Origin of the sequence: Pelagihabitans pacificus (assembly GCF_009371985.2) — a bacterium.
Taxonomy (GTDB): Bacteria; Bacteroidota; Bacteroidia; order Flavobacteriales; family Flavobacteriaceae; genus Pelagihabitans; species Pelagihabitans pacificus.
In genome coordinates, this window is sequence record NZ_VIKU02000006.1 from 144,660 (window position 1) to 159,299 (window position 14,640).

The 14,640-nt window shown below is 46.2% G+C and carries 9 protein-coding genes; all 9 read left to right on the top strand.

Going from position 1 to position 14,640, the window contains the following annotated elements; all coding sequences use genetic code 11:
* Positions 1-28: 28 nt before the first annotated feature.
* The 9 genes from FK220_RS17625 to FK220_RS17665 all read left to right on the top strand — a co-directional run bounded on the left by FK220_RS17625 (position 29) and on the right by FK220_RS17665 (position 14,589).
* A complete protein-coding gene (locus tag FK220_RS17625; RefSeq protein ID WP_152575677.1) occupies positions 29-1,258 on the top strand; it encodes a M48 family metallopeptidase in 1,230 nt (409 codons plus the stop codon).
* A 135-nt stretch (positions 1,259-1,393) separates the two neighbouring features.
* Entirely contained in the window at positions 1,394-3,598 is a 2,205-nt protein-coding gene (locus FK220_RS17630) for a RelA/SpoT family protein (protein ID WP_152575678.1), read from the top strand.
* 239 nt (positions 3,599-3,837) lie between these two features.
* Entirely contained in the window at positions 3,838-4,302 is a 465-nt protein-coding gene (locus FK220_RS17635) for a Fur family transcriptional regulator (protein WP_152575679.1), read from the top strand.
* A gap of 27 nt (positions 4,303-4,329) precedes the next feature.
* Positions 4,330-5,601 (top strand): adenylosuccinate synthase, encoded by a 1,272-nt coding sequence (locus tag FK220_RS17640; RefSeq protein WP_152575680.1) that lies wholly within the window; start codon positions 4,330-4,332, stop codon positions 5,599-5,601.
* A 225-nt stretch (positions 5,602-5,826) separates the two neighbouring features.
* Positions 5,827-8,991: a PVC-type heme-binding CxxCH protein gene (locus tag FK220_RS17645; RefSeq protein WP_152575681.1), complete on the top strand. Its 3,165-nt coding sequence runs from the start codon at positions 5,827-5,829 to the stop codon at positions 8,989-8,991.
* Entirely contained in the window at positions 8,984-10,036 is a 1,053-nt protein-coding gene (locus tag FK220_RS17650; protein ID WP_152575682.1) for a ThuA domain-containing protein, read from the top strand. Before FK220_RS17645 ends, FK220_RS17650 begins: the two co-directional genes overlap by 8 nt.
* Before the next feature lie 93 nt (positions 10,037-10,129).
* Positions 10,130-11,887, top strand: coding sequence for an OstA-like protein (locus FK220_RS17655; protein ID WP_152575736.1), 1,758 nt, complete (start codon positions 10,130-10,132; stop codon positions 11,885-11,887).
* A gap of 19 nt (positions 11,888-11,906) precedes the next feature.
* Positions 11,907-13,088 (top strand): aspartate aminotransferase family protein, encoded by a 1,182-nt coding sequence (locus FK220_RS17660; protein ID WP_152575683.1) that lies wholly within the window; start codon positions 11,907-11,909, stop codon positions 13,086-13,088.
* Positions 13,089-13,185: 97 nt separating this feature from the next.
* Positions 13,186-14,589, top strand: coding sequence for a tetratricopeptide repeat protein (locus FK220_RS17665; protein WP_152575684.1), 1,404 nt, complete (start codon positions 13,186-13,188; stop codon positions 14,587-14,589).
* The last annotated feature ends 51 nt before the right edge of the window (positions 14,590-14,640 follow it).

A 14,640-nucleotide genomic window follows, 5' to 3' on the forward strand; every position in this document is an offset into this window, starting at 1 on the left:
GCGATTAATCATTTAAACCAGCTGTTCGTTGAATACGACTCTTTTTTATGTCATAATAGCCATTCTTGTGCTTCAGTTCGTGGTAGAGACCGTGCTTGATTATTTGAACGCACGAAGATATGACGATCCCGTTCCTGATGAACTAAACGATGTGTTCGACACCGAGGAATATCAAAAATCCCAAGATTATAAAAAGACCAACTACCGTTTTGGGCTTATAAGTTCCGGATTTTCATTACTACTCACATTGGGATTCCTCATTTTTGGTGGTTTTGAATGGGTAGATCAACTGGTGCGTGGATTTACCGAGAATGCCATTGTCATGTCCTTGCTTTTTTTTGGAATCATCATTATTGGAAGCAGCGTGCTGACACTTCCGTTCTCTTACTACCGTACTTTTGTTATCGAGGAAAAGTTTGGTTTTAACAAAACCACTAAAAAACTATTTCTAATTGATAAGGTCAAAGGTTGGATTATGACCGCGCTGTTGGGAGGTGCAATCCTGACCTTGATCATGCTGTTCTATCAATGGGCGGGAAATCGATTTTGGATATACGCCTGGATATTGGTGGCGGTCTTTACGCTCATTATGAATTTGTTCTACAGTAAGCTGATCGTACCCCTGTTCAACAAACAGACCCCGCTGGAAGACGGAAGCCTTAAAAGTAAGATTGAAAGCTACGCGAAAAAAGTCGGCTTCGATCTTCAAAACATATTTGTTATCGACGGATCTAAAAGATCCACAAAGGCCAACGCCTATTTTTCCGGTTTTGGTCGTGAAAAAAGAGTGACCCTCTACGACACGCTCATTAAAGATTTGGAGGAAGACGAGATAGTGGCAGTTTTGGCTCATGAAGTGGGCCATTACAAGCGGAAACATATCCTTTTTAATCTCACCGCTTCCATTTTGCTGACAGGGCTTACACTCTTTTTACTCTCACTTTTTATCAATAACCCGGAGGTATCCCTTGCCATCGGCGTTTCCCAACCAAGTTTTCACGCCGCCCTGATCGGCTTTGGGGTATTGTACAGTCCCATTTCGGAAATTACGGGATTGATCATGAACCACCTTTCCAGGACGTTTGAGTATCAGGCAGACGATTACGCTAAAGCCACTTTTGCGGCACATACGTTGATCAGCTCCCTAAAAAAGCTTTCAAAAAACAGCCTAAGCAACCTTACACCCCATCCTGCCTACGTTTTCATGCATTATTCCCATCCACCTCTCATCGAACGAATACGCAACTTGAAGCGTTAAATCGTACGCAAGGGTTCCCTCCAATTGTCAAGATAGGTCAATAAGTCGTCATCATCGATAAACACTTGGTATTAACGATGAACAGGCACAGTTTTTGTTGTATAGTCTGTAGGATTATGGTAATTTTAATCTAGGATGACAGAAGCTGCATTGGAAATAGAGAACAAGGAGATTACCAAGCAATACAAAGAGTTGCTTCGTATCAGTTACCAGACGTTGACGGCTGCGGACAAGAAACTGATACGTTCCGCTTTTGAAGTTGCGTTGGATGCCCATAAGAACCAGCGGAGAAAATCCGGGGAGGCCTACATCTTCCATCCCATCGCGGTGGCGAAAATAGTGGCATCGGAAATTGGGCTCGACGCGGTTTCCATTGCCTCGGCCCTCTTACACGATGTGGTCGAGGATACCGAATACACTTTGGATGATATCGAGCGGATGTTTGGGGAGACCGTGGCACGGATTGTAGACGGCCTCACCAAGATAGCACATATGAAGAAGGACATGAACATCTCCCAACAAGCGGAGAACTTCAGAAAGATGTTGCTTACCCTGCACGATGACGTACGTGTTATCATCATAAAGATTGCCGATCGTTACCATAATATGCTCACAATGGACTCCATGCCAGAGCACAAGCAGGTAAAAATCGCTTCTGAAACCCTTTACATCTATGCACCCCTGGCACACCGAATTGGTTTATACAATATCAAAACGGAGCTGGAAGACCTAAGCCTAAAATATACCGAGCCCGAGGTATACGACGACCTTCAGGGAAAAATTGAGGAATCGAAAGAAGAACAGCAGGCCTATATCGATTCGTTCAAGAAGGTCATTGAAAAATCATTGGACGAGGAGGGGTTGAACTATACGATCAAGGGCAGGATGAAGTCCATTTTCTCCATGCGGAGAAAAATGAAGGCACAGAATGTTTCCTTCGATGAAATTTACGACAAGTTCGCCATCCGGATTATTTACAAATCAGACCGTCAGAATGAAAAATTTCTAGCCTGGAAAATCTATTCGATCGTCACCGATCACTTTACCCCGAACCCCGTTCGTCTTAGGGATTGGATTTCCTCACCAAAATCAACTGGTTACGAGGCCCTCCATATTACCGTTATGGGTCCCAAGGGTAAATGGGTCGAAGTGCAGATCCGTAGCGAGCGAATGCACGAAATTGCCGAAAAAGGGTATGCCGCCCATTTTAAATACAAGCATGGGGATCAAAAAGAACAAGGAATCGAAATTTGGCTCAATCGTCTTCAAGAAGCCTTGGAAAATTCCAATACCAATGCGGTCGACTTTGTCGAGGAGTTTAAACTGAACCTGTATGCAAAGGAAATTTTCGTGTTTACCCCGACTGGGGAGCTCAAATCCCTACCAAAAGGGGCTACTCCCTTGGATTTTGCCTTCAACATACACACTGAGGTAGGAATGCATACCCGCGGTGCCAAGGTCAACGGCAAGTTGGTTCCGCTAAATACCACCTTGAATAGCGGTGACCAGGTAGAAATTATTACTTCCGATCAGGCCAAGCCCAATCAAAACTGGTTAGACTATGCCACAACGGCCAGGGCAAGGGCAAAAATCAAATCATCGCTTCGGGAGGAGCAGAAAGCGGTCGCCCTCGATGGAAAGGAAATCCTGAGGAGAAAGCTGAAATCCCAAAAAATCACCTTGAACGAGGACACCGTTAATAAAATGGTGACCCACTTTAAATTGAAGACCAGTCTAGACCTCTTCTATCGGGTGGGCATCGGAGCGATCGATAACCAAATGATCAAGGATTTTGCCTCTTCCCACAGCAACGCCTTTATCAGCTTCTTCAAAAACAAGATTCGGCGATCTCCTGTGCCGGAGGATATTAACAAAGAAGAAATTACCTCTAAATACGATATCCTCGTATTCGGAAAGGAAGAGGAAAAACTAGACTACAAACTTTCCAAATGTTGCAACCCCATTCCCGGTGACGAGGTGTTTGGATTCGTGAGCGTTTCCGAAGGAATCAAGGTGCATAAAAAAAACTGTCCGAATGCGATATCCCTGCAAAGCAACTATGCCTATCGAATTATTTCGGCCAAGTGGATCGATTCCTCTAAAGAGGAGTTCAAAGCCGATATCCAATTAACGGGAATCGACAATCTGGGGCTAGTTAGCGAGATTACTGAAGTGATTTCGGATAATATGCACGTGAATATGCGGAACCTGAACTTCAGCACCGATGGCGGAACCTTTACGGGACAAATAACCGTAGTAGTAAAAAATAAGGGCATTCTTAAAAAATTGATAGACAACCTCAAGCAAATCGATGGTATCGATAAAGTAACCCGTATCTAACTGCTTTTCCAAAAAGGCCAATACCCTCACCTCACCTACAATACGATTCGCATCCAAAAAAATGAAGAAATCGATGCAATCCCAGGTATTCTACAACCATTTGAAAGCACATATTAGCGTCACCATCGGGTTTCTTCCATCGACTATCGCGACTTTGCGGTAAACGCATATCCAAATAGGTTTCACCAATCAAAATTTAACTGTACATTTGCGAATTGATGTAGCGGAAGAACTATCCCATGGCAAGCAATAAAGATCAGGAAATCGTCAAGAACGTATTCACCTCGTTCCTAGAGGAAAACGGACACCGAAAGACCCCCGAGCGCTACGCCATACTCCAGGAAATTTATGAAAGCGATGAGCACTTCGATATCGAATCGCTTTACATCAACATGAAGAACAAAAACTATAGGGTAAGTCGCGCCACCCTATACAACACCATAGAATTATTATTGGAATGCAAATTGGTGCGCAAGCACCAATTCGGAAAAAATCAGGCCCAATACGAAAAATCCTATTTCGACAGGCAACATGACCATGTAATCCTTACCGATACGGGTGAAGTCGTCGAATTCTGCGATCCGCGCATTCAATCGATTAAAAAAACCATCGAGGAGGTTTTTGACATTCAGATCAACAACCATTCCCTCTATTTTTACGGCACAAGAAATAAAGATAAAAAAGAGGAAAACACAGACCACTAACACTAACCAAAAAAGAAATAGCTCATAATGGCGGTAGATTTACTACTAGGATTACAATGGGGAGACGAGGGAAAAGGCAAAATCGTTGACGTACTTACAAAGAATTACGACATTATCGCACGATTTCAGGGAGGTCCCAATGCAGGACATACCTTGGAGTTTGACGGCATAAAACATGTCTTACATACCATTCCTTCAGGTATCTTTCATGAAAACGCGGTCAATGTAGTCGGTAACGGAGTGGTCATCGACCCCGTTATCTTTAAAAAGGAGCTGGACAATCTTCAACAATTCAACCTCGATATCCAGTCTAAGCTGTTGATTTCTAGAAAAGCCCATCTAATATTACCCACCCACCGTCTTTTGGATGCCGCTTCCGAAGCCTCCAAAGGGAAGGCGAAAATAGGGTCGACCCTAAAAGGCATCGGTCCCACTTATATGGATAAAACAGGCCGTAACGGCATTCGTGTGGGAGACCTTGAAATGAGCGATTGGGAAGAAAAATACCGCGCCTTGGCCGACAAGCATGAATCGATGATCGCCTACTACGATGTACAGCTCGAGTACGATTTGAAAGATTTGGAAGCTGACTTCTTTGCAGCCGTAGCCGCATTGAAAGAACTGACTTTTATCGATAGTGAAGAATACCTCTATCAAGCCCGGAAGAAAGGAAAAAAGATATTAGCGGAGGGTGCCCAAGGATCCCTGTTGGATATCGATTTCGGCACCTACCCCTATGTTACCTCTAGCAATACCACTGCCGCAGGTGCTTGCACGGGCCTTGGGGTGGCACCCAACCATATCGGGGAGGTATTTGGCATTTTCAAGGCTTATGCTACCAGGGTAGGAAGCGGACCCTTCCCCACCGAACTTTTCGATAGCGATGGTAAAACCATGGCTCGGGTAGGCAATGAATTTGGTGCCACCACGGGCAGACCACGCAGATGTGGTTGGTTGGATCTAGTAGCGTTAAAGTATGCCGTTCGCGTCAACGGCGTCACCGCCCTGATGATGATGAAAGGGGATGTTTTGAGTGGATTTGAAAAGCTAAAGGTCTGTACCGCCTACAAATACAAGGGGGATACCATAACACATCTCCCCTACAACATCGATCCGGAAAATGTAACCCCCATTTATTCCGAAATGGACGGATGGTCCCAAGACCTGACAAAAATGGAGTCTCCCGAACAATTTCCCAAGAGTCTTAACGCCTATATCGATTTTCTTGAAAAAGAAATGGAGGTCCCTATCAAGATCGTTTCGGTCGGACCTGATAGAACCCAAACCATTCACCGATAAAAAAAGCCACTCGAAAGTGGCTTTTTTATTGAACTCAGTTATACTTTTGGATTAAAGTGAAAATCAGCTATTTTTTGGCCTATCAAAGGCTTATTTGAGTTGCATAGCAGGGCTATGGAAGGAAAAAAAGACAAAAAGCGGACGGAAAAGGGCGAATTTTTAGCCAATTAAAAAAGTTTAAATGAGTTCATTCCCTATATTTAGCTATTGCTAGATTTCCTTCATATGAAAAACAATACCAAGGGGAGATTTAAAAGAATCGGTCGGATACTTTTTTTATTGCTTCTCGCTGTCATCGGCTGCACCCAAAAGGAAGATGCCAAAATAAATATTGAGAAGGGCTATCGTATTGTACTGCTGGGGAATAACCTGGGGGCACGTATGATGAACTTCGGCCATTTTGAAACCGAAATGCATCAACGCTATCCTGAAAGCGAGCTTTTTATACGCAATATGTGTGATGGTGGGGATACCCCTGGGTTCAGGCCCCATTCGGGACGAATGGATCCTTGGCCCTTTGAAGGAGCCGAAGAATTTCAGACCGAATTGGCCAAGAACTCTGGTAGTGAGGGCGTTTTTGAAAAACCGGACGAATGGCTCCATCGTCTATCGGCCGATATCATCATCGCTTTTTTCGGTTATAATGAATCTTTTAATGGTCCGGACGGGTTGAACAGCTTCAAAAAGGAATTGGAGGCTTTTGTACGTCACACCTCAGCCCAAAAATATAATGATTCCTTACCCCCCAATTTAGTACTCGTCTCCCCGATTGCCTTTGAAGACCTCTCTGAAATGCATGACCTACCGGATGGCTCTCGGGAAAACAAAAACTTGGAACTCTATACGGATGCAATAAGGGAAATCGCACAACAACAGCAGGTAGATTTCATCGATGCCTTCCATCCTTCCAAACAGTGGTATACGGAAAACGACCCCTTGACCATCGATGGCTTTCAGTTGAATTCCCAAGGCTATATGCGATTGGCAAAATTCCTCTCCAATGAAATTTTTGGAAGTGTTTCGGAAAATGGCAACGCAAATCGGGAAGCGATTGCGAAAGCTGTCCAAGACAAGAACTTTTACTGGCACAACGATTACAAGGTGCCCAATGGGGTACATGTTTTTGGGCGGCGGTATGCCCCCTATGGTCCGGACAATTATCCCTACGAAATTCAGAAAACCCGGGAACTCACTGCCAATAGGGATACTCTGATTTGGTCGGTTGCCCAAGGAAAGTCCTATGATATCGCCGCTGCCGATTCCAAAACTACGGAATTGCCACCGGTCGAGACCAATTACAAAATGGGAGATTCCGAAGACCCCGCCAATTACCTTTACGGGGAAGACGCCTTGCAAACCTTTTCATTACCGAAAGGCTATAAAATTGAACTATTCGCTTCGGAAAGGGAATTTCCCGATTTGGCCAATCCCGTTCAGATATCCTTTGACAACAAGGGACGCCTTTGGGTCGCTGTGATGCCCTCGTACCCACATTACCGACCTGGAGACCCTAAACCCTCGGACAAATTACTCATCCTGGAAGATACCGATGGTGATGGCAGGGCAGACAAACAGACTACTTTTGTAGACGGTTTGCACCTCCCTATCGGGTTCGAGTTCGCGCCCGAAGGGGTATACGTAAGCCAAGGAACCCATTTGAAACTATACACCGACACCGATGGGGATGATAAGGCCGATACGGAGGAAATAGTACTTAGCGGCTTCGACGACCACGATACCCACCATGCCATATCGGCCTTTTGTGCGGATCCTTCCGGAGCGTTCTACATGGCCGAAGGCGTGTTTTTACACACCAATGTGGAAACCCCATACGGACCGGTTAGGGCCACCAATGGTGGTTTTTATCGATATAGTCCACAACGAAAACGTTTGGAGCGGGTGGCCCAAGTAAGCATCCCCAATCCTTGGGGAATTGCCTTTGATGACTGGGGGCAGGATTTCTTTATCGAGACCTCTGGCACCAAAATGCATTGGATGATGCCAAGTACCTTGAATTCCATTTATGGGGTGGCATCGCCCTTGACCGAAGACCTTATCGAAAAAGCACATCGGGTGCGTCCCACCTCCGGTTTGGAGTTTGTTTCGAGCCGCCATTTTCCGGATGTGGTACAGGGGGATATCCTACTCGGCAATACCATCGGATTTTTGGGGCTCAAACAACATAGGGTCTCGGAAGATGGCACTGGCTTCAAAACCAATCACCGCCAAGACTTGATCAGCAGCACCGATTCCAACTTCAGGCCGGTAGATATCGAGTTTGCCCCCGATGGTTCCCTCTATATGGTCGATTGGCACAACGTATTGGTGGGCCATATGCAGCATAATGCACGGGATCCGCTGCGTGACCACGTTCACGGCCGTATCTATCGTATTACCTATCCCTCGCGCCCCTTGGTGCAGCCTTCCAAGATTGCGGGGGCGACTATCCCCGAATTATTGGAAAATCTCAAATTACCCGAATACCGTACCCGATATCGGACACGTAGGGAAATCCGGGGTAGAAGTCCTGAAAAGGTATCCGAGCAATTGAAGAAGTGGGTGGCAGGGCTGGATAGTTCCGATGCCCGTTATGAGCATCATCTTTTGGAGGCCTTATGGGTATCCTGGGGAATCAACCAAATCGATTCCGAGTTGTTGGCCCGGCTTTTGTCCACTGAAGACCATCGTGCACGGGCAGCGGCCGTACGGGTGCTTCGATATATGGGCCATCAGGTAGCTAACCGGAACGAACTAATGCAATTGGCCGCCAATGACTCTCATGGAAGAGTACGATTGGAGGCCATCGTCGCCGCGACTTGGATGGATTCCGAAAGCGGGGAAAAAGTGCTGGATATTGCCCAAAAACACCCGCTAGACCGATGGATGAAAGACTCTTACGACTTTGCCCGTACCCGACTTTCCGGCGTTTTCAAAGAGAGAGACCCTGATTTAGCCGTAGCATCCCATTTAAAGGGCGCCGATTTTGAACGCTTTAAACAGGGAAAGAAAATATATGAGACCGAGGGTTATTGTATTACCTGTCATCAAGAGAACGGAGGTGGACTCCAAGCAAGCGGCTATCCGACCTTGGTCGACCAGAACTGGGTGTTGGGCAGTAAGGAACGTTTGATCAAGCTGACCCTTAACGGCCTCTACGGCCCCATGAACGTCATGGGCACGCACTATGAGGGGCAGGTTCCCATGCTCGCCTTTAGGGATATTCTAAAAGATGACGAAATCGCCGCGGTACTCACCTATGTGCGCAATGCGTTCGGGAATAAGGCCTCTGTCATAGATCCTGCCACCGTACGAAAAATACGGGAGGAAACCAAGGATAAAAAGGGCTTCTGGACTCCCGATGAACTTTTAAAACTGCATCCCGATGAATAACTTACACGTACGTTTATCCTGGCATTCAACTGCTTATCCTTATGGATTCACCTTGGTCTTTTTACTATTGGCACTCGGACTTGTTACCTCCTGTGGCGATAAAAAATCGGCCAAGGACCAAGCCCTTGAGGGTACTGAAACGGATAGCGCGGGTACCGATGCGCGACCGCATATTGTTTTTGTAACCGGGGACGAGGAATACCGGTCAGAAGAATCAATGCCGATGTTGGCCCGGCTCGCCAGGAGGGAACTGGATGCCAGGGTAACGGTTTGTTATGCATTGGATTCGGCGGGATACATTGCTCCCAATAGAACCGACCATATCGAAGGATTGGAAGCCTTGGAAACAGCGGATTTGATGGTCATCTTTACGCGTTTTCGAACTTTGCCCGAAAACGAGCGTACCTACATTACCGATTATGTGGAATCCGGAAAGCCAATAGTAGGTTTCCGAACGGCGACCCACGCCTTCAGGTATGAAAATGATTCTACCCTACTTTATTGGAACGATGAGTGGCCGACCAAGGTATTTGGGCAACAATGGATTACGCATCACGGCCATTTCGACGATGGGGCCCACCCATTGACCCAAGTAACCAAAATCAAGGGTACGGACCATCCGATCCTGAATGGTTTTGAACCCGTACAAACCTACTCCTGGCTCTACCATGTCGATGGTGGGGATTGGAAGCTCTATGGCGATAGCGATCCCCTGCTCCAAGGGACTTCCCTGAAATCAAAACACGAAATGGAGGGAAACTTGCAGAAGTATCCCTTGACGAACCCAGTGGCATGGGCCAAGAGCTATACCGGTAGTGCGGGAAAAAAGGCGCGGGTCTTTTTTACTACTTTAGGGCATCCCTATGATTTTAAATTGCCCGAAATGCGGCGTTTGGCCCTTAACGGTATCTTTTGGGCCTTGGGCCGGGAAGATGCGATTCCGGAAAATGGTACCAATGTGTCGCTGGATGCTCCCTATGAACCCAATAATTCGGGTTTTGGTGAGAAGTACAAGCTGGGGCAACGTCCCACGCAAATCAACTAAGTCATGATGCCAACAGGACCCGCTCTTCCTAAATCTATCCTAAACCAGACCGGACTGCTTTAAAAAATCCTATTTTTGCGGAAATTCTCTAGCTTGAACAGGTTATACTACCTTTTTGTTTTTTTCTTTATCAGCGGTTGGACCGTTGCCCAAGAGGAGCAGGAATCGGATACCACACAAATCAATATCGTGTATGGGGCCAACTTTACCAAGGACGAGGAACAGTTCCCCGGGGCCTTTATTTTTAGTAAGGACGAACGGCAGGTTCAATTTGAGCATCAAGGGGCCGACCTTTGGTGCGATATCGCCATTCATTATCAGAAAGAGAATCGTTTGCGAGCCCTTGGCAATGTACGGTTGCAACAAGGCGATTCGGTAGAATTGGTAAGCGGTACAATCGATTACGATGGCGAGACCAAGCTGGCCAAGGCCTATGAAGAGGTTGTTTTGACGAACAAAACCATGACCATCACCACCGATACCCTTTATTTCGACCGTGAAAAACAAGAGTCGTACTATCAGGATTCCGGTACCGTCGTGGATTCCGTCAACACCCTCACCAGTGAGATAGGCCGGTATTTTCTAGAAATTAAAAAGGCACAGTTTTTAGACAGTGTGCATATCGATAATCCGGATTTCACGCTTGACTCGGAACAACTCGATTACTATACGAACTCAAAAAACGCCTACATGTACGGGCCCTCGACCATTATCGGTGAAACGTATAAAATGTATTGCGAACGCGGTTTTTACGATACCAACGTAGAGAGTGGATATGGGATCAAGAATACCCGTATCGACTATAACAATCGCATCATCGAAGGAGACAGCGTATATTTCGAGAAAGCAAGCGAGTTCGCCTCGGCCACCAACAATATCAAGGTCACCGATACCATCAATAAAGGGGTGATCAAAGCCCACTATGCGGAAGTCTACAAGGCCAAAGATTCCGTTTTTGCCACGAAACGGGCCGTTTCCATAAGTCTGGTCGAGCAAGATTCCCTTTACATGCACGGCGATACCTTGATGGTCACCGGGAAACCGGAATACCGTATTCTACGGGCCTTTCGAAATGCCAAGTTTTACAAGACCGATCTGAGCGGCAAATGTGATTCCATTCATTCCGAACAACGAACGGGCGTCACAAAATTGATTAAGAATCCGGTTATCTGGAACGGCGAGAATCAGATGACAGGGGACAGCATTCACCTTATCTCCGATCTAAAGACCGAAAAATTGGATTCGCTCAAAGTGCTCAATAACGCTTTTGTCATCTCTCAGGACACTATCGGAAAGGTGGGCTACAACCAGGCCAAGGGCAAAGACCTGTTCGGGAAATTCATCGACAATGAACTCAAGTATATCGATTTGATCAAAAACACCGAGGTGATTTACTATATGTACGATGAGTTGGATTTAATTGGAATCAACAAGACCATTTGTAGCAAAATCAACATTACCTTGGCCAACAACGATATCGAGGACCTGACCTTTATTACCGAGCCCGACGGGGATATTTTTCCGGAAAAGGACCTTCCGGAAAACAGCAGGAAGCTCAAGGGGTTTGTATGGAGGGGCGATGAGCGGATCCTTACCAAGGACGATATTTTTGACGAGGACGACAACAACATTGAACTCGTCGTTATCAGGGGTGTCAACAATCCGATAGACATTGATTTGGAGGAGGAGGACCGTTCATTGAACGAAAGCGACCCCGTGAATAATATACAACCGGGGAATTCGGGGGAAACCGACAAAAAATCAAAATTTCCGGGGAAGAAACCCAAAATCTCCAAGACCTCCCAGCCCCTCAAGCCAAAGGCAACCCCGAAAATGGAAAGAGTAGAGTAACAATAAGGGTCCCCACTTGATGAAAAAAGACTTCCTGACATACCAGGCCCAGACCACCCCCCATCCCTTGGCGTTGGAGATATCCCATGCAAAGGGAAGCTACATCTATGATACCGATGGCAAGGCACACCTCGATTTTGTAGCAGGCGTTTCGGCCTGTAGCCTAGGCCATTGTCACCCCAAAGTGGTCGACGCCATTCAAAAACAAGCGGAAACCTATATGCATGTGATGGTTTACGGGGAATACATCCAAGAACCGGCCGTGGCATATACCAAACTACTTGCCTCTTTCTTACCAGCACCCTTGGAAACAACCTATTTGGTGAATTCGGGAACGGAAGCCATTGAAGGAGCCCTGAAACTGGCCCGCCGCCATACGGGGCGTACGGAACTCATTGCAGCCCGTCGTGCGTATCATGGAAACACCCTGGGGAGCTTAAGTGTTACCGACTACGAAGTGCGAAAGAGTGTATTTCGGCCTTTGATTCCCGATGTGCGATTCATTCATTTCAATGCGCCCATTTCGCTTTCCGCCATCACCGAAAAAACGGCGGCGGTCATCTTGGAAACCATTCAAGGAGGGGCCGGTTTTATAGAACCCAAAGCAGGTTATTTGAGAAAAGTACGGGAACGCTGCGACGAAGTGGGCGCACTCCTGATTTTAGACGAAATCCAACCGGGCTTCGGCCGCACTGGAAAATTGTTCGCATTCGAGCATTACGATTGCATACCGGACATTTTAGTGATGGGCAAGGGAATGGCCTCCGGACTTCCCGTAGGTGCCTTTACCGCCTCCAAAGTAATGATGGAGAGTCTCCAAGACCGACCCAAGCTGGGACATATTACCACTTTCGGGGGAAACCCAGTGGTAGCCGCCGCCAGTTTGGCGACCTTAGGGGTACTAACCGAGACGAAGCTTATTGCGGAGACCCTGGAGAAGGAAAAGCGCTTCCGCCAGTTGTTAAAACACGAGCATATCAAGGAAATTCGCGGAAAGGGATTAATGCTCGCCCTGATCCTAAAAACGCCCGAAATGGCGAATTACCTGGTATTGGAATGTGCAAATCAAGGCCTTATCCTTTTTTGGTTGTTGTTTGAACCTAAGGCGGTTAGAATATCCCCACCGCTGACTATATCGATGGGGGAAATTGAAAAAGGATGCAGGTTGTTACTCGAAGTTTTAACGAAATACAAGCAATAAACTGTTAACTAATTTGTTAATAATATAGCCCAAATCGGGGATTGAAAGTAGTCGCAAAAGACTATTTTTAATTCCATAGTTTAACCAAAACGTTCCTATGGCATTTGAATCTGAGGAAAGACCCAGTCAATCCATCACCAAGTTCGAGTCGATGCTCAAGACCGATGACGTCTATTTTTTCGATGCGGAGGACTTCGAGGAAATTATTCACCACTACCTCAATCACGGAAAAGTCGCTTTGGCCAAAAAGGCCATTAAGATAGGGCTGCAGCAGCACCCCGCCAGTATTGAGTTAAAACTGTTGGATGTAGAAGTACTCGTATTCGAAAACAACCTGGAGGTAGCGGAACGACTGCTCGATGAGCTACAAATGCTCGACAGCAACAACGAGGAAATCTATATTCAACGGGCCAATATCTATTCTAAAAAAGACAATCATGAAGCAGCGGTAGCCCTACTTCAGGAAGCCCTGCAATGGACCTCCAATAGTTTCGATATCCACTCGCTCCTGGGTATGGAATACCTGTTCATGGACGATTTTAAACTAGCCAAGGAGAATTTCATGAAATGTGTCTCCTTCGACGAGCAAGACTACTCATCATTGTACAACGTTGTGTATTGTTTTGAATTTTTAGAAGATTACGATGGGGCCATTCACTACCTGAACGACTATTTAGATCGAAATCCGTATTGCGAAGTGGCCTGGCACCAGTTGGGAAAACAGTATTACACCAAAAAAATGTATCCCGAAGCCCTTGCAGCATTTGATTTTGCCGTTATTGCCGATGATCGCTTTATCGGGGCCTATTTTGAAAAAGGGAAAGTGCTCGAAAAAATGGGGAAATACGAAGAGGCGATTGAAAATTACGAAACCACGCTCAAGCTCGAAGATCCGACCTCCCATGCCTATTTGCGGATCGGACGTTGTTACGAAAAAAAGGGCAACGATGAGATGGCGAAATATCACTATTATAAGACCGTACATGAGGATCCATTGCTCGATAAGGGATGGTTGGTGATTACTGAGTTCTACTTTAAAAAAGGGAATTATAAAAGGGCCCTTTATTATATCAACAAAGCCCTGAACATCGACGGGGACAATCCCAGCTACTGGAAAAAGTGTGGAAAAATACATACCGCGCTCAAGGACTATGATAATGCCGATTTTTCCTACAAGCATACCATTGATCTAGGCAACTATGAGTTGGATACCTGGCTCAGTTGGGCTGCCGTGGCCGTGCTGGACCATCGCCTGGATGATGCCCTTCATATTTTGACACAGGGTCAGGAGTTTTATCCCGAATGTGTTGAAATCATTTACAGGAAAGCCGGTATCCATTTAGTGAAAGGAGACCGGGTTAACGGTCGGATAGCCTTAATGAAAGCCTTAAAACAAGATTTGGAAGGGTTCGAGCAATTCAACAAGGAGTTTCCGGAATTCAGTACCCAGGATTGGGTATTGGAACTGGTTTCGGCCTCTAAAAAAACCTCCCGCTCTTAGCAAACCGGTTTCCTAACCTATAACCTTGAAAGCCCTGACCACCCTGTAAAT

Coding starts and splice junctions, on each gene's coding strand:
- FK220_RS17630 (WP_152575678.1), top strand. CDS start 1,394: ATGACAGAAGCTGCATTGGAAATAGAGAACAAGGAGATTACCAAGCAA.
- FK220_RS17635 (WP_152575679.1), top strand. CDS start 3,838: ATGGCAAGCAATAAAGATCAGGAAATCGTCAAGAACGTATTCACCTCG.
- FK220_RS17640 (WP_152575680.1), top strand. CDS start 4,330: ATGGCGGTAGATTTACTACTAGGATTACAATGGGGAGACGAGGGAAAA.
- FK220_RS17645 (WP_152575681.1), top strand. CDS start 5,827: ATGAAAAACAATACCAAGGGGAGATTTAAAAGAATCGGTCGGATACTT.
- FK220_RS17650 (WP_152575682.1), top strand. CDS start 8,984: ATGAATAACTTACACGTACGTTTATCCTGGCATTCAACTGCTTATCCT.
- FK220_RS17660 (WP_152575683.1), top strand. CDS start 11,907: ATGAAAAAAGACTTCCTGACATACCAGGCCCAGACCACCCCCCATCCC.
- FK220_RS17665 (WP_152575684.1), top strand. CDS start 13,186: ATGGCATTTGAATCTGAGGAAAGACCCAGTCAATCCATCACCAAGTTC.